The sequence below is a fragment of the Streptomyces sp. NPDC086023 genome (assembly GCF_044540325.1).
GTDB lineage: Bacteria > Actinomycetota > Actinomycetes > Streptomycetales > Streptomycetaceae > Streptomyces.
Map to the genome: position 1 here is coordinate 20,294 of NZ_JBITRX010000034.1, position 19,417 is coordinate 39,710.

17 protein-coding genes are annotated in these 19,417 nt (G+C 71.9%); 14 read left to right on the plus strand and 3 right to left on the minus strand.

Translation table 11 applies throughout. From position 1 onward, the window contains the following. Positions 1 to 55: 55 nt before the first annotated feature. The 8 genes from ACIF6F_RS36180 (at position 56) to ACIF6F_RS36215 (ending at position 8,821) form a co-directional block, all read left to right on the plus strand. Positions 56 to 1,348 (plus strand): ATP-grasp domain-containing protein, encoded by a 1,293-nt coding sequence (locus ACIF6F_RS36180; protein WP_399957579.1) that lies wholly within the window; start codon positions 56 to 58, stop codon positions 1,346 to 1,348. Further along, on the plus strand, positions 1,341 to 2,591 hold the full coding sequence (locus tag ACIF6F_RS36185) for an MFS transporter (RefSeq protein ID WP_399957583.1): 1,251 nt from the start codon (positions 1,341 to 1,343) through the stop codon (positions 2,589 to 2,591). The genes ACIF6F_RS36180 and ACIF6F_RS36185 overlap by 8 nt, the downstream gene beginning before the upstream one ends. A gap of 1 nt (position 2,592) precedes the next feature. Beyond that, complete coding sequence (locus ACIF6F_RS36190; RefSeq protein WP_399957586.1) at positions 2,593 to 3,687, plus strand: DUF1611 domain-containing protein; 1,095 nt, start codon at positions 2,593 to 2,595, stop codon at positions 3,685 to 3,687. 125 nt (positions 3,688 to 3,812) lie between these two features. Then, a complete protein-coding gene (locus ACIF6F_RS36195) occupies positions 3,813 to 4,727 on the plus strand; it encodes a TauD/TfdA dioxygenase family protein (protein WP_399957589.1) in 915 nt (304 codons plus the stop codon). A 116-nt stretch (positions 4,728 to 4,843) separates the two neighbouring features. After that, positions 4,844 to 6,010 (plus strand): 2-deoxy-scyllo-inosose synthase, encoded by a 1,167-nt coding sequence (locus ACIF6F_RS36200; RefSeq protein WP_399957592.1) that lies wholly within the window; start codon positions 4,844 to 4,846, stop codon positions 6,008 to 6,010. Then, positions 6,010 to 6,744 (plus strand): cupin domain-containing protein, encoded by a 735-nt coding sequence (locus ACIF6F_RS36205; protein ID WP_399957595.1) that lies wholly within the window; start codon positions 6,010 to 6,012, stop codon positions 6,742 to 6,744. The genes ACIF6F_RS36200 and ACIF6F_RS36205 overlap by 1 nt, the downstream gene beginning before the upstream one ends. Next, positions 6,741 to 7,544: an SDR family NAD(P)-dependent oxidoreductase gene (locus ACIF6F_RS36210; RefSeq protein ID WP_399957598.1), complete on the plus strand. Its 804-nt coding sequence runs from the start codon at positions 6,741 to 6,743 to the stop codon at positions 7,542 to 7,544. Before ACIF6F_RS36205 ends, ACIF6F_RS36210 begins: the two co-directional genes overlap by 4 nt. After that, positions 7,544 to 8,821: a DegT/DnrJ/EryC1/StrS family aminotransferase gene (locus tag ACIF6F_RS36215; protein WP_399957601.1), complete on the plus strand. Its 1,278-nt coding sequence runs from the start codon at positions 7,544 to 7,546 to the stop codon at positions 8,819 to 8,821. The genes ACIF6F_RS36210 and ACIF6F_RS36215 overlap by 1 nt, the downstream gene beginning before the upstream one ends. An 87-nt stretch (positions 8,822 to 8,908) precedes the next feature. Here the strand turns inward: ACIF6F_RS36215 and ACIF6F_RS36220 are convergent, their stop codons facing one another. From ACIF6F_RS36220 to ACIF6F_RS36230, 3 genes are all read right to left on the minus strand, one after another. Further along, positions 8,909 to 10,282, minus strand: a complete 1,374-nt coding sequence (locus ACIF6F_RS36220) for a glutamine synthetase family protein (protein WP_399957604.1) — start codon at positions 10,280 to 10,282, stop codon at positions 8,909 to 8,911. A gap of 63 nt (positions 10,283 to 10,345) precedes the next feature. Continuing rightward, positions 10,346 to 11,164: a hypothetical protein gene (locus ACIF6F_RS36225; protein ID WP_399957607.1), complete on the minus strand. Its 819-nt coding sequence runs from the start codon at positions 11,162 to 11,164 to the stop codon at positions 10,346 to 10,348. A 25-nt stretch (positions 11,165 to 11,189) separates the two neighbouring features. After that, positions 11,190 to 11,945: a class II glutamine amidotransferase gene (locus tag ACIF6F_RS36230; protein WP_399957609.1), complete on the minus strand. Its 756-nt coding sequence runs from the start codon at positions 11,943 to 11,945 to the stop codon at positions 11,190 to 11,192. A gap of 154 nt (positions 11,946 to 12,099) precedes the next feature. Here ACIF6F_RS36230 and ACIF6F_RS36235 point away from each other — a divergent pair, with 154 nt between their 5' ends. Genes ACIF6F_RS36235 through ACIF6F_RS36260 form a run of 6 tightly spaced genes read left to right on the plus strand, consistent with a single transcriptional unit; the run spans position 12,100 to position 19,413 of the window. Next, positions 12,100 to 13,368 (plus strand): ATP-grasp domain-containing protein, encoded by a 1,269-nt coding sequence (locus ACIF6F_RS36235; protein WP_399957612.1) that lies wholly within the window; start codon positions 12,100 to 12,102, stop codon positions 13,366 to 13,368. Positions 13,369 to 13,392: 24 nt separating this feature from the next. Then, on the plus strand, positions 13,393 to 14,718 hold the full coding sequence (locus ACIF6F_RS36240) for an acetyl-CoA carboxylase biotin carboxylase subunit family protein (RefSeq protein WP_399957615.1): 1,326 nt from the start codon (positions 13,393 to 13,395) through the stop codon (positions 14,716 to 14,718). Then, positions 14,709 to 16,004 carry an MFS transporter gene (locus tag ACIF6F_RS36245; RefSeq protein ID WP_399957618.1) on the plus strand — a complete coding sequence of 432 codons (1,296 nt, stop codon included), beginning with the start codon at positions 14,709 to 14,711 and terminating at the stop codon, positions 16,002 to 16,004. The genes ACIF6F_RS36240 and ACIF6F_RS36245 overlap by 10 nt, the downstream gene beginning before the upstream one ends. A gap of 41 nt (positions 16,005 to 16,045) precedes the next feature. Then, a complete protein-coding gene (locus ACIF6F_RS36250; protein WP_399957620.1) occupies positions 16,046 to 16,915 on the plus strand; it encodes a GNAT family N-acetyltransferase in 870 nt (289 codons plus the stop codon). A 36-nt stretch (positions 16,916 to 16,951) separates the two neighbouring features. After that, on the plus strand, positions 16,952 to 18,160 hold the full coding sequence (locus ACIF6F_RS36255; protein ID WP_399957622.1) for an MFS transporter: 1,209 nt from the start codon (positions 16,952 to 16,954) through the stop codon (positions 18,158 to 18,160). Beyond that, entirely contained in the window at positions 18,157 to 19,413 is a 1,257-nt protein-coding gene (locus tag ACIF6F_RS36260; RefSeq protein ID WP_399957624.1) for a hypothetical protein, read from the plus strand. Before ACIF6F_RS36255 ends, ACIF6F_RS36260 begins: the two co-directional genes overlap by 4 nt. Positions 19,414 to 19,417 lie beyond the last annotated feature (4 nt).

A 19,417-nucleotide genomic window follows, 5' to 3' on the forward strand; every position in this document is an offset into this window, starting at 1 on the left:
CAATAAGCCCTTAGGGGATTGCCTTAGCTGGCAAGTCTCTGGCAGGGTTCTTGCCATGAAGCCTCGTGTACTGGTCCTGGGCGATCAGCAAACCCTGGTCGACGCGGCCGTCAAGCTGGGAGCCGAGGTGTGGTGGGCGCAGCGCCCCGACCGCGTCGCCCCCGCCGCGGCCGCCGCTCCGGTCGTGACCCTGCTGACCGACTACACCGCGCCGGAGTTCGTCGACCTCGTCGCGCATCTGCACTCGCTCCGGCCGTTCGACGCGGTCGTGAGCATCCAGGAGCACGCCCTCCTGTCGCTGGCCGCGCTCAACGACCGGCTGGGGCTGCGCGGGCCGCGTCACGAAACGGTCCGCCTGATCACCGACAAGTGGGCCATGCGCACGCGGCTCGCCGAGCAAGGAGTAGGTCCGGTGGCGGCCGCCCTGGGGCAGACCGCCGAGGACATGCGCGCGTTCGGCGCCGCGCACGGCTTCCCGTACATCGCCAAGCCCGTCTCGGCGACCGGCAGCTTCGGCGTGGTCCTGGTCCAGCCGGACCGGGTGGACGAGATCGCCGAGGGGTTCGCCGGCAGTGGGGCGAGCGCCTTCCTGCTGGAGGAGTACCTCGAAGGACCCGAGATCAGCGTCGAGTCCTTCACCTTCGCCGGCCGCCACATCGTGTTCGCGCTCACCGACAAGTCGACCGGCGACGGCTTCGTGGAGTCCGGGCACACCGTGCCCGCAGAACTCGACACCGCCGTGGTCGCCGAGGTGACCGAGCTGGTCGGGGCCTTCCTGGACGCGGTCGGCCTGACCGACGGACCCTCGCACGTCGAAGTGAAGCTGACCGCCCACGGCCCGCGGATCGTCGAAGGGCACTGCCGGCGCGGCGGCGACCGGATCAACGAACTCGTGCGCCTCGCCTACGGCGTGGACATGGAAGAGCTGAGCGTGGCCTGGGCGCTGGGCCTGGCCGAACCCCCGGCCGAGCGTCCGCCGCTGCTGCGCGCGTCGGCCATCAGGTTCGCCGAGGCCCCCTGCGGCGAACTGGTGGCGGTGACCGGACAGGACGAGGTCCTCGCCGATCCGGCCGTGACCGAGCTCCGCGTCCTCCACGAGCCGGGCACGCAGGTCGGGCCGGTGCGCTGGTCGGGCGACCGGGCCGCGTACGTGATCGCCACCGGCGACACCCCCGCGGAGGCCGAGGCCAGAGCGGCGGCGGGAGTGGCCGGGCTGGTCTTCACCGTGGCACCGGGGCCGGCCGCGGAACCTGCCCACCGGGCTTCCGACGCACAGGCCATCAGCCGCGAGAACGACCTTTCCCGCCTCGTCGGCTACCAGCGGACGGACACCGTCGGCCATGGCTGAGGTCGCCGAGCGGCCGCGGGCCGGACTCGGACTGGGCGAGAAGGCACTGCGCCGGACCCTCGGCGTCAACTACCTGTGCTGCCAGTTCGGCAAGTTCTCCCTGATGCCGGTGCTGGCGGTGATGCTCGCCCGGGGCAGCGGGGGCAGCACCTCGGCCGCCGGATTCCACATGTTCGCGTTCCTGCTGTGCGTCGGCCTGTCCTCCCTGCTGGTCAGCCGCTGGTTGCCGAGGCTGCCGTACGCGGTGACCATGGCGGGGGGCATGGTCTGCTCGGGAGCCGGGTTCGGCGCCCTGGCCTTCACCAGCCGCCCCGGACTCGTCCTGCTCGCGCTCTGCCTGGCCGGATTCGGCAACAGCGTCCACGGTGTGCTCGTCCGGGTGCTGATCGCGGAGAGCCTGGACGCCGAGCCGACCCGCAACACCGTCTACGGCATCCTGCAGATAGCCACCAACGCCGCCGCCGCGCTGGGTCCGTTCATCGCCGGGGTGCTGTACGTCGCCGGCGACAACCGCTCGCTGCTGGCGTTCGTCGGCATCGCCTACCTGGCCGCCGCCGTGACGCTCCTCGTCGGCCTGCCCCTCGGGCTGCGGCCGCCGAGCACCATGCGGCCCACCGACGGAGCGCGCGCCCGGATCCGTACGGTGCGCGACCCGGAGTGTCTGCGCGCCCTCGCCCTCACGGCCGCCGGAGCCTTCGCCTACGGGCAGTTCTACTCCGCCTTCGCGCTGTTCGTCGCCATGGCGATCGATTCCGCGATGCTCCGTGCGGTGCTGCTCGGCGGGCCCCCGGTCCTGATCGTGCTGTTCCAGTCCGGCGTGACGGTTCTGACGAACCGGAAGCTGCGGTCCGGTACGCCGCCGCTCTCGCTCCTGGCCGTCTCGGTGGGCGCCTTCGGCATCGGGATCGTGCTGCTGGGAGTCGGCCTGCCGGTCGTCGCCGGAGCTGCCGCGGCCGTGGCGGTGTTCGCGTTCGCCGAGATGCTGTTCGGCCCGATGGTGAGCATCGCGTTCAACCGCCTCACCAACGTTTCCCCCATCACCTCCTCCAACTTCCAGGGCGTCTCGCTGACCACCGGCGAGGCCCTCGGATCGCTGTCCGGCGGAGCCGTCTTCCTGGCCTGCTACCACCACGGCGCGGGCGACTGGTACTGGCTCGCGCTCGGCGCGGCCACCCTCGTCGGCGCCGGCCTCCACTTGGCACGAGCACGAACCACCACCGTACGACCCGAGGAAGGGCACTGAGATGGAACACCTGAAGCGCATCGCGATCCTCGCCGAGGACGAGATCACCCCGAGTCCGGCCAAGACCCTGATGGGCATCCTGCGGTACCGGGCCGACCGGATCGTCGCCGTGGTCGACCGCCACAACGCGGGCCGCGACACCGGCGACGCGGTCGGCGGCCTCGGCGCCGGCATCCCGATCGTGGCGGACATCGAGGCCGCGATGGACTACCAGCCCGACGCGGTCCTGCTGGGCGCCGAGCCCACCGGCGGCATCCTGCCGCCGAGTTGGCGGGCCATGGTCCTCGAAGCGGTCGGCAAGGGGCTGGACGTGATCAACGGCCTGCACACCATGCTGGAGGAGGACGAGGAGATCCGCGCGGCCGCCGAGCGGTCCGGGTCCACGCTCTGGGACGTCCGCCGGGAGCCCAAGGAGCGCTACACCGTGGAGTTCATGCCGGACGGCAAGCCGGTGTTCGAGATCAAGACGCACCGTCCGGGCTCGCGGACCGTCCTCACCGTCGGCACCGACTGCGGCATCGGCAAGATGACCACGATGCTCGAGATCGAGAAGGCGGCACTGCGCCGGGGCCTCGGGCCGAAGTTCGTCGCGACCGGCCAGATCGGCACCATGATCACCGGCCGCGGCGTCTCGATCGACGCGATCATGGTCGACTACGTCGCCAAGATCATCGAAGAGGAGGTCTGCGCCGCCGTCGAGGAGAGCGACCTCGTCCTGGTCGAGGGCCAGGGAGCGCTCAACCACCCGCGGGGCTCCGGCGGACCGCTGTTCCTGATGCACGGCAGCCGCGCCGACTCCCTGATCCTGTGCCACGACCTGAGCCGGCCGACCATCAAGCTGCTGCCCGACTTCCCGCTGCCCTCCCTGGAGCGCTCGATCGAGATGCACGCGGAGGGCGCGAGCTGGGTCTGGCCCGAGGGGCGCTGCCCGATCGTCGGCATCTCGCTCATCACCCGCGGTCTGTCGGACGAGCAGGCACGCGAGGAGATCGCCGCGATCGAGGCGGCCACCGGCCTGCCGGCGACCGACGTGGTCCGGTACGAGGACGGCGCGGAGAAGCTGCTCGACGCGATCCTCGCGGGCCCGACCGCCTGAGCGCGCCCCCTGCCGCCGGGCCTCCCTCCCCCCCGCCCTGGGACCCACCACCCCCGCACCCCCACCCCCCACCTCACGACCGTCCGACCGCACCACGACGCAGTCGACAAGAAGGAGACGATGAAGTGACCGAGACCCTGACCCGTGAGCACACCGGTGTCGAAATCGCCCGCGTGTCCGGCAACATCGGTGCCGAGATCCGAGGCGTGAACGCCGCGGAGGACCTGCCCGAGGCGGTCGTCGCCGAGCTGCGCCAGGCCCTGCTGACCCACAAGGTCATCTTCCTGCGCGACCAGGAACTCGACTACGACCAGCTCGTCACGTTCGGGCGCCGCCTGGGCACGCTCACCCTCGGCCACCCGATCTACGGCGGCCCCGAGGGCTACCCGCACCTGCGGGAGATGGACTCCATGGGCGAGGGGACCCGCGCCAACTACTGGCACGCGGACTTCACGTACATGGAGAACCCGCCGGCGTTCGCGATCCTGCACAACGTCGTCTGCCCGGAGGTGGGCGGCGACACGATGTGGGCCGACACCGCGCTGGCCTACCGCAACCTGCCGGAGGGGCTGCGCACGCTCGCCGACGGCCTGCGCGTGGTCCACAGCAACGACTCCGACTTCACGGACGCCACCTACGACGGCGACGTGAAGGACAGCTACCTGAAGAACGTGTTCAGCGCCGAGCACCCCGCGGTGCGCGTGCACCCGGAGACCGGCGAGAAGGCCCTGATGCTCGGCGGCTTCGCCCGTCGCGTCGTCGGCTACAGCCCGCAGGCCGGCCGGGACGTCCTGCGTGCCCTCACCGAGTACGCCACCGTCCCGGAGCACACGGTGCGCTGGCGCTGGCGCAAGGGCGACCTCGTCATCTGGGACAACCAGGCGACGCTGCACTACGCCATCAAGGACTACACCGAGCACCGCCGCGGCGAGCGCGTCACCGTCGCCGGTCCCGTCACCGTCGGCGCGGACGGCCGCCCCGGCTACGCGATCCGCGGCAACACCCACGAGTTCGGCGCCGGCGGCACGCCGACCATGTGATCCGGAATCCCCCTCTCCCGCGCATCCCGGCCTGGCGACGTGACGTCACCAGGCCGGGTTCGCTCCCGCGTGTCCCTCGCCTGCCTGACAGCCCTTGAACGATTCCAGGAGAAGACGTGACCATCCTGTCGGAGAACACCACCGGCCTCGACCGCGAAGTCCGTTTCGGCGACGTCCGCTACGACTTCCACGTACGCCATGGCCACAGCGCATGGGGCGATCTGCGCGCCCGGGCGGCGGAGCTCGACGCGGACCGGTTCGTGGTCGTGGCGGACGCCGGCCTGCCCGGGCACCTGGTCGCCGAGGTCGAGACGGCCCTGGCCTCGCTCGCCCCCACCCGGGTGCTGAAGGCCCAGGCCGACGAAATGCAGAAGAGCCTCACCACGCTCCACCGGCTCGCCGAGGAAGCCCTGCGCGACGGCATCACCCGTCGCTCGGTCGTGGTCGCCCTCGGCGGCGGCACGGTCGGCAACATCGCCGGCCTGCTGGCCGCGCTCGTCTTCCGCGGCATCCGGCTGGTCCACATGCCCACCACCCTGCTCGGCATGTCCGACTCGGTGCTCTCCCTCAAGCAGGCGGTGAACTCCAGCTACGGCAAGAACCACCTGGGCACCTTCCACGCCCCCGTGTTCGTCTGGAACCACCTGGACTTCCTCGACTCCCTCCCGGCCGCCGAGATCCAGTCCGCGCTCTGCGAGATGATCAAGAACGTGCTCGGCATCGTGCCGGAGCGCTACGACGAGGTCGCCGCCCTGCTGCGCACCGACGCCCGCTACACACCGGACGTGCTGAGCCGGTTCATCGACCTGTGCGTGGACGCCAAGACCCGCGTGATGCGCAACGACGCCAACGAGAAGGGCGAAGCGCTGATCCTGGAGTACGGGCACACCGTCGGGCACGCAGCCGAACTCCTCACCGGCGGACAGCTGCGCCATGGCTTCGCCATCGGCATCGGCATGCTGGCGGCCGCCCGGGTCTCCCGCGAGCTCGGCATGCTGGACCGCTCCGACGAGGCCGCCCACCTCCGGCTCCTCGAACTCAACGGCGCCCCGACCGTGCTGCCCGAGGAGCTGGACGCCGCGTCCGTGCTCGACATCGTCCGCCGGGACAACAAGCGCGGTTACGTCCCCGGCCGCAGCGGCACCTGCGACCTGATCCTCCTGGAGGGGCTCGGCCGACCGCACCGGCCGGCCGGCAACCAGATCACCCAGGTCGACGAGGAGACCGTACGGACGGGCATCGAGTCCGTGCTCGGCAGCCGTCCGGCGCTGGTGGGTGCCTGATGGCCACCGTCGTGCGCGGCGAACGCCGCCCCTTCGGCCCCATCGCCAACGACATCTCGGGCCCTGCCGTCACCCACCGCCAGGTCGGCGGTGAGGGCGCCTGCCGGTGGAAGATGCTGATGAACGGCATGCACCTGGAAGGCGAGTGGAACTGCGTCGAGTACGTCGTCATCGAGCCGGGCGCGTCCGTCGGCGAGCACGTGCACCTGCGCACCGAGGAGATCTACTACATCGTCAGGGGCCGCGCCGTCGTCACCATGGACGGCGTGGAGATCGAGGCCGGGGCCGGCGACCTGATCACCACCCCCATCGGCTCGTCCCACTCCATCGCCAACCGGGGCGACGAGGACATGCACTTCTTCGTGACCGAGGTCTTCCCGGGCGAGGGCCCGGCAGCGCCCCCCGCCCAGGTGCACGTGCCCGACCGGCTGGCGTCCCGCGGAGGGATCCGGTCGGCGGAGGTCGACCTGACCCCGTACTTCACGGGTGACTGGCAGCGCTTCAGGCTCCTCGAAGTGCCGGCCGGCATCCGGTTCGAGGAGTGGGTGCCGGCCGACCGCAGCATCGTCCTGCACGTACTCCAGGGCTCCGCCGTGATCTCCGTCGAGGGCGTGGACTACCCGGGGGGCCCGGGCCTGTCCGTCGCGATCACCCCGGGCTCGGCCTTCACCGTGCAGTACGTCTCCGGGCCGGAACCGCTCCGGCTGATCAGCACGGAGGTGAGGGCCGCGTGAGGCTCGGACTCGACGGCCGGACCGCGATCATCACCGGTGCCGCGAGCGGCATCGGGGCCGAAACGGCACGCACGATGGCCGCGGAGGGCGCCCGGCTCGGCCTGGTGGACCGCGACGCCGAGGAACTCGCACGACTCGCCGAGGAACTGGGCGGGACGGGCACCGAGGTGACGGCGGTGACGGCCGATCTCGCCGGCGCCGACGGCGTGACGGAGGCGTTGACCACCCTGCTCGACCGCTTCGGCGGCACCACCGACGTACTGGTGAACAACGTCGGCCAGTGCCGCGCCCGCACCTTCGACGAACTCTCCGACCAGGACTGGCTGGACACCTTCGAGATCAACTTCCTCAGCGCGGTCCGCGCCGTCCGGCTGGTCCTGCCGGGGATGCGGAGGCGCGGGTCCGGCAGCATCGTCACCAACGCCTCCGACCTCGCCCGCCAGCCGGAGGCCGGGCCGGCCGACTACCAGGTCTCCAAGGTCGCCCTGCTCAGCCTGACGAAGAGCCTGGCGTTGTCCGAAGGACCGGCCGTCCGCGTGAACGCCGTCGCTCCGGGCCCCGTGTGGACCCCGCTGTGGACCCGGCCGGGCGGCTTCGCCGACACCCTGGGGAACGTGCACGGAAGGGAGGCCAAGGAGGCCGTCGAGTACGAGATGGGCAAGAGGCAGCTGCCCCTGGGGCGGATGGGCGCCCCGGAGGAGGTGGCCCGGGTCATCTCGTTCCTCGCTTCGGAGGCGGCCTCGTTCGTCACCGGCGCGGTCTGGGGCGTGGACGGCGGCACCATCCGGGGCCTGCTCTGATGGCCGCGTCGCCGGCCGTGCACGGCGGCACCCCGGTGCGCGCCGGCCGGCCGTGGCCACGCTGGCCGCAGCCGGCCCCGGGGGCGGATCGCGCCCTGCTGGACGTTCTGCACTCGGGCCGGTGGTCCATCGCCAGCCCGTACGGAGGCGTTCCCACGTACGAGCAGCGGTTCGCCGAGGCCTTCGCGGAATACCTCGGCACCGGCCACTGCGTCCCCACCGCCAGCGGTACGGCGGCCCTGATGACGGCGCTCGAAGCGTGCGGCGTCGGGGCGGGCGACGAGGTGATCGTGCCCGCCCTCTCCTGGGCCGCCTCCGCCTCGACGGTGGTCGGCGTGAACGCCGTACCGGTGTTCGCGGAGGTCGACCCGCACACGCTGTGCCTGGACCCGACCGCGGCCGAGGCCGCCATCACCCCGGCGACGAAGGCCATCGTGGTGGTGCACCTGTACTCGGCCGTGGCCGACCTCACGGCCCTCCGGGCGGTGGCGGACCGGCACGGACTGGCGCTGATCGAGGACAGCGCCCAGGCCCACGGTGCGACGTACAAGGGCCGCAAGGTCGGCACCTTCGGCGATGTCGGCACGTTCAGCATGCACCACACCAAGGTGCTCACCAGCGGCGAGGGCGGTGCGGCGGTCACCGACGACGCGGCGCTCGCGCGCCGCATCGAGCACCTGCGCGCCGACGGCCGCTGCCGGGGCCCGCTCCCGCCGCGTACGGGGGCTCCCGAGCTGGTGGAGACGGGCGAGCTGATGGGCAGCAACCGCTGCCTGTCCGAGTTCCAGTCCGCGCTGCTCATCGCGCAGCTGAAGACCCTCGACGCGCAGAACAGCACCCGCTGGGCGAATGCGGTCCTGCTCGACCGGCTGCTGACCGAGCAGGGCCTGCGCCCGCAGCAGACCTCCCCGGGGACCACGCGGCGCACCTACTTCGGGTACGCGGTCGGGCTGCCGTGGGAGGAGTTCGACGCCGCCGACTCCGGGGCCGTGGCGGAGGCACTGACGGCCGAGCTGGGGCTGCCGGTGCGGCCCGTCTACCAGCCGCTCTTCGCCAGCCGGCTGTACGACCCGTCGTCCCGCCGCAGGTTCGACATCGGCCCCGGACACCTTGGGCGGCTCGACCCCGGCCGGTACTCGCTGCCGGTCAGCGAGCGCGCCGCCCGCTCGTTCCTGACGTTCCACCATGCCGCGCTGCTCGGCGAGGAGACGGACATGCACGACATCGCCGAGGCCTTCCGGCGGGTCCTGGCCCGTCGTGCGAGGCTGACCGGCTGACCGGCCGTACGACGACCGGGCATGTGTGGTGGCCCTGCCCCCTCGGGGGCAGGGCCACCACACATGCCCGGTTCGTGTTCCGCCGGCCTAGAACCGGATGGTGTGCGTGTGGAAGTCGGCGGGAGACCCCATGTCCTTCATGTCGCGGACGTCGGCGCGCTTGACGGCGGGGTAGAGGACGCGGCGCTCGGGCCCCAGGACGGACATCATGAACTCGTCCTGCTCCAGGGCGTCCACGGCCTCCTCCAGCGACCTCGGCAGCGGACGGACGCCGCGGCTGCGGAGCTCCCGGTCGGAGAGCCTGTTCGGGTCCTCCAGCAGGGGCTCTCCGGGGTCGAGCCGGCGGCGCACGCCGTCCATCCCGGCGTGGATGAGCGCGCCCAGCGCCAGGTAGGGGTTGGCCGTCGAGTCGCAGGTCTTGACCTCGATGTTCGTCGAGGCGGACTCGCTGCCGCGCAGCCGGCTGGGGATCCGTACGGCCGCCTCGCGGTTGTCGAAGCCGTACGCGCCGAAGGCGCCCGACCACATGCCGGGCTGAAGCCGGTGGTAGCTGTTGACGCTGGCGTTGGTGAGCGCGACGAGCGCCGGCAGGTGCTCCAGGAGGCCCCCGATGAAGTGGCGTCCCAGGGCGGACAGGCCGAGCTCGTCCGCGGGGTCGGCGAACAGGTTCACGGCGGGCGCGCCCGCCGTTTCGCGCTGCCAGAGCGACAGGTGGGCGTGGTTGCCGTTGCCGCGCATCCCAGGGCGCGGGACCGGCGCGAAGGTGGCCCAGAGACCGCGTTCCCGCGCCAGCCCGCGGGTGAAGGCCCGCTGCCACACGTAGTTGTCGGCGGCGCGCACGGCCGGCGCGTAGCGCAGGGTCATCTCGTGCTGGCCGCTGCCGAACTCGGGGTGGTACGTCTCCACCTCCAGGCCCTGGGCGCGCAGCGCGCGCACGAGGGCCACGGCGTACTCGTTGGCGGCGTCGAAACCCTCGTTGTCGAAGCACAGGCTGTCGTCGAGCAGGTCGAGCCTGCCCGGCGCCGGCTTCCCGGCGCACAGCGTGAACTCCGGCTCGAAGGCGGCGAAGACCTCGTAGTCGGCGGCTGCGGCCAGCGCCTCCTTGAGGAAGGTGCGCGGGCAGGCCGCCCACGGCTCGCCGTCGAGGGTCACCAGGTCACACAGCATGCCGGCCGAACCCGGGGCGTAGGGCAGCCGGACGAACGAGTCGGGGTCCGGCACCAGCCGTACCTCGCCCACCGCGTCGAATCCCGGTACCGGCTGGCCGAGGTCCAGCAGGCTCGACGCCTGGCGGGTGCGGGCCAGTCCGATGCCGGATTCCATGCGGGAGGAGAGGGCGCTCCTGGTCGCGGCCTTGCCGCGGGTGACGGAGTTGTGGTCGACCCAGAGGAAGCGGATCAGCTCGATGTCGTCCTGCTCGACGGACTTACGGATGGCGTTCAGGACGTCGTGGTTGCGCACGGGTAGGGGCTCTCATCTCTGATCGTGGGCGGACGGTTCGGTGGTCCGGGAGGGCCGGCCGGATCAGACCCAGGCGATGGCGTCGGTCAGGGCGTCGTCGAGGAAGCCGAAGAAGAAGCCCATGGTGACCCGGTCCGCCGTGCCGAGGGGCCGTTCGATCGAGTGGTAGTGCGTGGGGTTGAGCAGGTAGACGTCGCCGGCCTCGGGCTTGAAGCGGTGCGAGGGCGCGCCGCCGGTCACCGCGTCGTCGTAGCCGAGGCCCTCGACGACCTTGAAGTCCTCGTCCTCGGGCGCCCACCGCTTGCGGTGGATCTCCAGCTCGCCGCCCTCTTCGCACTCCTGGAGGCACACCACGACGCTGAGGTGGTGGCGCAGGTTCTCCAGGAGCAGGCCGGTGCCGGCCGCGTCGCGCATCATGTTGTCGTTGTGCAGCGGGGTGCGGACCCCGTCCGAGTAGATGCGGACGTTGTTCTCGGCGTAGCGGCGGCCGTCCGGCTCCACCGCCGCCTCGAACGAGTCGAGGCCGAGGACCTCGGCGAGCCGGGCACGGGTGCGTGCGGCGAGGTCGAAGCCGATCGAGGAAGTCAGTCGTGCGGCCGCCTCGGCCTCCTCGAAGTAGGCGTCCACGGCCCCGAGGTGCTTGGCCAGGAACGGGCCGATGGTGGTCAGGCTTCCGTTGCTGTACTGCGTGGTGGCGGCCTGCCCGAACAGCGGGACGACGCGCCGGACGTTCGCGTCGAACTCCTCCCGGGGGAAGAGGCCGCGGAGGACGACCACGGCGTGGTCGCCGTTGACGAGTCCCTTCAGGATGCCGGGGCCGTCGGGCTCGGCATCCCCGGGGCGGTCGAGGTGGTGGACGAGGCGTTCCCAGGCAGCAGGCATGACGGGGTCCTTTCTCGGTTGCTTTTCAGACGCTTTCGCGGACGCGCGTCCGCGCCTCGGCACGTGCGCGTGCGTGAGCGCGAGCGAAGGGGAAGGTGAGCACGGTGTCGGGCGGCACCGGCTCCCACTGGTCGGCGGAGGCCAGGTCCGGGACGGTCTCGGAGGCCACGACGACCCGGTCCGCGGTGGTGTGGCGGTGCATCGCGAAGAACACCGGGGTGCGGGTCTCGGGCGGGCTCCAGTGGACGAGGTGGGCCTGGTCGGGGTGGACGGCGATGGCGTTGCCGGACATGCCGCCGGGCGGGATGGCGCGCAGCCGGGCCAGGGTGGACGCCTCTTCCAGGCACGGGGTCCGCGGCGGGACGAGGTAGTCGAAGTACTCCTCGGAGTCGAAGACCGACTCGCTCATGCCGAGCAGCTTGTGCACGGTCGGCAGGTAGCCGTTGTGCATGAAGCACCAGGAGTCCTCGGGCCGCTCCAGCGGGTGGGTGAACGTGAGCCCCCGGTTCTCGGGCAGTGTGGCGTTGCGGACGTGGATGGCCAGGAAGTCCGTGCGCACGTGTGCCACGGCGGAACCCAGGGCGCTGTCGGCGGCCGGGCGCACGTCACGGTGGACCCGCAGCCCGCCGTCGACGGGATCTCGCCACACCGCTCCCCAGCCGTGGGCGTGCACGGTGGTGGCGTTGTCGTGGTTCGCGGTGACTCCGCAGCTCATCTGCACGGCGGCGGCCACGATGTCCGCTGCGTCGAACGAGCCGTGGGCCAGGATCAGCCGGCACATGCGCCGGCCGTTCTCTCGGCGGTCATCCGGTCTCCTGCGGGGTCTTGAAGGGTCGGTTTCCGCCCTCGACCCTAGGAGCGATGGCAAGTCTTGGCAACATAGTTGCCCATTAGGCAAGGTTGTGACAACCTCAAGGCATCGATCAAGGAGTGACATGGCTGACCACTTGCCTGCCAGGACCGTTGTGATCGTGGACGGCTACTCCAACGCCGCATCCCTGGTCACCGCGTTCGCCCGGCGCGGGCACGCCTCGGTGCACGTGCTCAGCACGGCCGAGCCGAGGCCGGCGATGATCCCGCCGCGCCCCGAGGACTACGCGGAATGGCTGGCCTGCCCCGAAGGGACCCCGGTGGAACAGGTCCTCACCCGGCTGCGCGCACTCGACCCGGTCGCCGTGCTGGCCGGCCAGGAGCCCGGCGTACCGCTGGCCGACGCGCTCAGCGAACGACTGGGCCTGGCCACCAACGGCACGGCGCTCTCCACCGCACGGCGCGACAAGTACGAGATGATCGAGACGCTGCGAGCCGCCGGCATCCGCTGCGCCGAGCAGTTCAAGACCGACGACCCGGACGCGGCGGCCGCGTGGGCGGTACGGCACGGACGTACACCCGTCGTCGTCAAACCGCTGTCCTCCGCGTCCTCCGACAACGTGTACATCTGCCGCACCCCGGGGGAGGTGGTGGACGCGGCCCGTCGCGTCCTCGCCGCCCACTCGATGTTCGCGGAGCGCAACACCGAGGTCCTGGTGCAGGAGTTCCTGTCCGGGCGCGAGTACGCCGTGGACTGCGTCAGCGCCGACGGCAGCCGCTACCTGGCCGGGGTGTGGGAGTCCGAGCGGCGTCCCGTCCAGGGCGGCCGGACGATCTACGACATGTGCGTGCTGCGCGACCCCGGCACCGCACCCGTCCCGGCCCTCAACGCGTACGTCCACACCGTCCTCGACGCCCTGGGCATCCGGCACGGCCCCTCCCACGCCGAGGTCATCATGACTCCGCAGGGGCCGACCCTCGTCGAGATCGGCGCCCGCCTCAACGGCGCCATGAACGCCGACTTCTACGACGCCGTGTTCGGCACGAACGTCGCCGAGCTGGTCGCCCACGCCTACACCGAGCCCGCCGACTTCGCCCACCGGTTCGGCGGCCGGACGTACCGGATGGTGCGCGCCGCCGCCGTCTACGAAGCCCCCACCGCACTCGACGGCGTCGTCGCCGCCGTCGACAGCGGCATCGTGGACCGGATCGCCGCCCTCCCCGCCGTACACGGCGCCGTCGTCCGCTCCGGACCCGGAAAGCGCCTCCGGCCGACCGAGGACCTGCTCACCAGCCCCCTGCGGGTCTTCCTGGCCGGCCCGGACGAGGAGAGCCTGCGCCGCGACCGGGCCTTGGTCGACGAGCTCAAGGACAAGGTCTACCGGCTGCTCTGACGGCCCCACACAGAAGGAAGTGTCATGGCAAACGACAACCGCCCGCTGGTCCTGCTGCTCGGCAGCGCCCGGTACACGGTCGAGGCGTGCGTCCGCCTGGGCATCGACGCCGTCATCGTCTCGGGCGCGCGGGAGAACGACGCCGGTCTCGCGGCACACGGGCAGCCGACCGTGCTGCGGGTCGACGACCAGGCCTCCCCGGAAGCGGTCCTCGGCGCACTGCACCGCGCCGGGCTCGCACAGCGGACCTTCGACGCGGTCGTCACCTCCGACGAGTTCGCCCTGGTGACCGCAGGGCTGATCGCGGAGCACCTGGGCTGCCGGGCGATCGACGCGCGTACGGCCCTCCGGTTCCGCGACAAGTACCTGCAGAAGGCCCTGGTGGCCGAGGCGGGCATCGACACCGCACGGGTGAGGGTGATCGAGGACGTCCACGACGTCTCCGCCGTGACGGAGCTCCCGTCCACGAGTGCCGTGCTCAAACCGGTGGCGGGCGCCTCCACCCGGCTGACCGCCGTCGTCGACTCCGTTGCGGAACTGCACGAGCTCAGCCACCGGTACCGCGCCGCCGGAACCTCCGAGCGCACCTTCGTCCTCGAGGAGTTCATCGGAGGCGAGGAATGGATCGCCGACGGCATCGTCTTCGACGGCGAGGTGCTGTTCTGGTCGCTCGGCGCCTACGGCGACCCCTGCCTGACCGCGCTCGACGAGGGCGTTCCGCTGTGGATGCGGCGGATCGACCCGGACACCGAGCAATGGCGGTACGAGAAGGCCGAACCGGTGGTGCTCGGCGCCCTGCGGGCCCTCGGCCTCACGCACGGGGTCTTCCACATGGAGCTCTTCCACGACCCGGTCACCGGCCGGCTCGCCTTCGGCGAGTGCGGCGCGCGACGCGGCGGCGCCTTCATCCAGGAGGAGGTACAGGCCAAGTTCGGCGTCGACCTCGGCGAGGCCATGCTCCTGTGCGCACTCGGCCGGCGGCCGGAGCTGAACGTCAAGGTCCGGCCGGGCATCGTCGGCGCCGCCTACCTGCCCGGCCGGCCGGGCGTCCTGATCGACCTGCCCTCGGCGGCCGACCTCATGGCCCTCCCCGGCGTCGCATACGCCCGGGTCGAGGTTCCGGTCGGAACGGTCTGGAGCGGGGGCGCCGCGGGCACCGACCAGCGGGCCGCCCAGATCCTGGCCGTCGCCGGCTCCGAGGCAGAACTGAGGCAACGTTTCGCCGAGGCCCGCCAGTGGTTCGACGAGCGGCTGATCGTCGCACCGCACCCGGCGACCCCCCGCGAACTGCGCTCCTGGCAGCGGAACACCTGGCCGCAGAGCGACCTCGGAGACCGGCTGTGGCTCTGACCGAGAACGCCGGGCAGCAGGCCCGCCCGGCGGAGCTGCTGGCGGACCCTGCGGCCCCGGCGGAACGGCGCCGTCCGCGCCGGTGGGCGAAGAAGCTGCTGCCCTCGCCCGGCCCGCAGCGCGTCCTTGCCGCCGCCACCCTGGTCAACACCTTCGGCAGCGGCCTGTTCGTCACGAGCAGCGCGCTGTACTTCACCCGAGTGATCGGACTGCCCACGACCCAGGTGGCGGTCGGCCTCACCGCCGGCGGCATCGTCGGACTCCTCGCGGGCATGGCCGGCGGCCGGATCGCGGACCGCTGGGGCGCCAAGCGCACGCAGATCGCCGTCATGGTGCTCGGCGCCTTCTTCATGACCTGCTACCTCTTCGTCCACACCTTCTGGGCCTTCATCGCGGTCGCCTGCCTGACCGCCGCGGTGCACTCCGCCAACCCCACCAGCCGGGACCCGCTGGTCCGGCAGTTCGGCGGCGACCGGCCCGCCGCGTACCGCGCGTACCTCCAGGCCATGACGAACCTGGCCATCGCACTGGGCGCAGTGGTGGCCGGCGCCGCCATCCAAGCGGACTCGCCCGAGGCCTACACCAGCCTGCTGGTCGGCCGGACCCTCGCCTTCATCGGCTGCGCCCTCGTGCTCACCCGGCTGCCGGGTCCCCCACCGAACGCGACGCGGGCCGCCGAGAAGGTCGGCTGGGTCGCGCTGCGCAACCGCCCGTTCCTGGTCGCGACCGTCATCAACGGCGTCATGGAAATGCACTACGCGGTACCGACCTTCGCGCTGCCCCTGTGGATCGTGGACCACACCAACGCGCCCCGCTGGACCGTCTCCGTCATCCTGCTGCTCAACACCGCGATGGTGGCCGGCCTCCAGGTGATGGCCGGCCGGTCGGTCTCCTCGGCCGAGGACGCGGGCAAGCGGATGCTGTGGGCCGGCTGCGCCCTGTCCACCGGCCTGGTCCTGATGGCCGCCGCCGACGGGCCGACGGCCTGGGTCTCCGCCCTGACGCTGGTGGTGGCCACCGCCGTCTACACCCTCGGCGAACTGTGGCACGCCGCGGCCTCCATGGAGTACTCCTTCGGCTTCGCCTCCGCCGAGGCGCAGGGCCAGTACTCCGGCGTCTTCCGGCTCGGCGCCGGTACGGGTGACGCCCTGGCCCCCACCGTGATGGGCGTGCTGGTGCTGTCGTGGGGCCGGCCCGGCTGGCTCGTGCTCGCCCTGCTCTTCCTGCTCGTCGGTGCGGTGAGCCGCCCCGCGGTCGCCTTCGCGAGCCGCCGGTCCCTCAGGTAGGACGTGCGGAGCCGGAGAGTTCAGGAATCCAGGAGTTCAACATGCAGATCAGACTGATGCGGGCGGACGACCTCCACTCCGCGGAGCGCGCCTCGGCGGCGACGTTCCTCGAAGCCGAGCAGCTCAACAGGCGGGCTGTCGAGCCCGAGGTGGAGCCCCGCTCGGCCGAGGCGTCCGCCCTCTGGGTGGACCGGATGGGCTTCTTCCTCACCGTGGACCCGGAAGGGTGCTGGGTGGCGGTGGACGGGGACGAGGTCGTGGGCTTCGCGATCTCACAGAACCGCGACCGCCTCTGGTACCTGGCCACGTACGGCGTGCGGCCGGGCCGGCAGGGCCGGGGCGTGGGCAAGGGCCTGATGGACGCCGCGCTCGCGCACGCCGGGGACCGCCAGGGGATCTTCATCTCCAGCGTGCACCCCGGCGCGACGCGCCGGTACCGGCTGGCCGGGTTCTCGCTCCACTCCCAGGTGCGGATGACCGGGGCCGTCGACCGGACCGCGCTTCCGGCGGTCACCGGCCTCACCGAGGGCGGAACCGCCGACTTCGGCTGGATGGACCGCGTCGACGAAGACCTCCGCGGCGCGGGCCACGGGCCCGACCACACCTTCATGCTCTCCACGCTGCGGCTGATCGTGGCCCGGTCGGGGCACCGGCCGGGATACGCGTACGTCGACGACCGGGGCCACGTGGCGCTGCTGGCCGCCGCCCACGAGGACACGGCCCGGGCGCTGTTGTGGGAGGCCCTGGCGTCGTCCCCGGAGGGGGCGTTCGTCCCGTCGATCACCGCGGCCAACGAATGGGCGATGGACGTCGGCCTGGCGGCCGGGCTCGACATCGTCCAGGAGGGCTACGTCGCCGTACGCGACATGGCTGTCCCGGGGCCGTACCTGGCCAGCGGGCACTTCCTCTGATCCTTTCCCGACCTCCCTCTGCGATGAGGATTCCCGATGAAATCGTTCTGGTTGCTGACCGGGGCCACCGCGGTGTCCACGGCCGGAAACACCTTTCTCTACCTGGCCGTTCCCTGGGCGCTCGTCGAGTCCACGGAGTCGAGCCTGCTGGCCGTCCTGAGCCTCGCCGCCCAGACCGCTCCCTATCTGGCGGCGCCGTTCCTCGGCGCGGCGATCGACCGGTACGACCGGCGCATCCTCTTCGCCGCGGGTGAGGTGGTTCAGGGCGTCTGCGTGGCCCTGATCCCCTTGCTGCTGGCCGTGCACGCGATCGCGCCGGTCTTCGTGGCGCTGTTCGTCATGGGCCTGGCCAAGGTCGTCTCCGACGTTGCGGGCGACTACGGCCTGCTCCCGGCCCTGGTCCCGCGCGAGCGCCTGGACCAGGCGTCTGGCTGGTTCAACTCCATCCAGCTGGCGGCCCGGTTCGCCGGGCCCGCCCTGGCCGGAGCCGTCATCGCCGGCGTCGGCCCGGGCTGGGCCCTGGCGATCGACGCAGCCACCTTCCTGCTCACCAGCCTGACGGTCGTCTTCATGCCGAAGCTGGCGCCCGCCAGGACCCGGACGGCGATGGGCGCGATGCTCCGCGAGGGCTTCGCCTACTTCCGCTCCCGGCCCGATCTGCAGCGGCTGGCCTTCGCGGTCGCGCTGTACAACCTCGGCGCCGGCGCGCTGGAACCCACCCTGCTCACGGTCGGCGCCACCCAATGGAACTGGTCGTCCTCCGCCCTGGGCATCGCGGTCTCCTGCGGGGCGGTGGCCGCCGCCGTCGGTGCCTGGCTCAGCCCCAAGGTGCTGGCTCCCGACCGGAGGCAGCAGCGGATCGCGTTCTGGCTCGGGTTGGCCGCACTCGGCTCCGCCGGCCTCCTGATCAGCACCCCTCTGGCGGTGGTGATCGGCTTCTGCGTGCTGTGCCTCGGCGAAGGCGGGGTCAACGCCACGACGATGGCCTACCGGCAGCACGAGATCCCCGCGGAGCTGGCCGGCCGGGTGAACGCGGTGATCCGCACCTTCATGACCGGCGCGGTGCCCGTCTCCGCACTCCTGCTGGGCCTCACGGCGAACCTCACCGGCTCGGTCCGGATTTTCCTGCCGGTCACGGCCACCGCGCTGCTCGGGGTGCTCGTGTGGACGGTCCGGAACTCCGCGCCCCGCCCCGCTCCCGTCACTCCCGCACCCGCCATGGCCGAGGAAAGGTCCGCGTCATGAAGAACGTCCTGTTGATCAACTCGAGCCGGCAGAACGCAGCCCGGATGCTGCAGGAACGGGAGGACATACGGCTGTCGGTCATCACCATGCCGGAGTACGTCGACCACTACGGGCCCGGCGTGGACGTCGAGGTGGTCGGAACCATCGAGGACCTGACCGCGGTCCGGCTCGCCGCGCTGCGCATCCGGGCCAGGAACCCGTTCGACCACGTGGTGGCCCCGTCGGAGTGGAGCATCCAGGCCGGCGGCTACATCCGTTCGTACTTCGGACTGGCCGGCACCGGATACGCGGTGTCCAACGCCTTCTCCAACAAGTTCGTGATGAAGCAGGAACTGGCGGCCGCGGGGCTGCCGGTGGCGGCCTTCCGCCGGCTCGACTCCTTCGCCGACACGACGGATGCCGGGGACGAGCTCGGCTGGCCGTTCGTCGTCAAGCGGGCCTTCGGCGGCGGCTCGGAGGACATCTTCGTGCTCCGGGACGCCGACCACGCCCGCGCCCTGGCCACCGACGACAGCACGGCGAGCCTGCGGGCGGCCCCCTATCCGCTGCTGGCCGAGGAACTCGTCGACATCGAGACCGAGCTGCACTGCGACGGCGTCGTGGTGGACGGGCAGGTGCAGTTCGCCCCGGTGTCCCGGTACTTCGCGCCGGTGCTGCGCAGCGTGGGCGGAGTCATCGGCTCGTACACCCTGCCCGAGAACGATCCGGAAGCCCGGGTCGTCGCCGAGCTCCACCAGCAGGTGGTCGCCGCGCTGGGCCTCACCGACGGGGTGACCCACCTGGAAGTCCTCAAGTGCTCCCGGGGCTATCTGATCGGCGAGATCGCCTGCCGGACCGGCGGCGGAGGCATCGCACCGCAGCTGGAGCACCAGTACGGCGTGGACCACCTGCGCGTCCTGGTCGACCTGTCCCTGGGGGAGCCGGTCGACGTCGAGCAGCCGGCGCGCGCGGACCACATGATCCAGTACATGCTGCCGCGGCCGCTCGGCACGGTCACCGCCGTCACCCCGGTCGAGGAGCTGCTGGCGGCGCCGGGCGTGGTCCATGCCGAGGTCAAGACCAAGGTCGGAGACGTCTTCGAGGGGCCGGTCGACTCGTCCGTCTACGGCGGCATCGTGGTGATGCGGGCCGCGGACGAGGCACAGGTCGCCGAGCGGGTGGCGGAGATCGCCCGGCGCTTCCGCGTGACCGTGGCAGAGAGCGGCGACGCCGGCCCCGCCCTGGCCGCCGTCGGCTCGGACCGGGTCGGGTGACGCG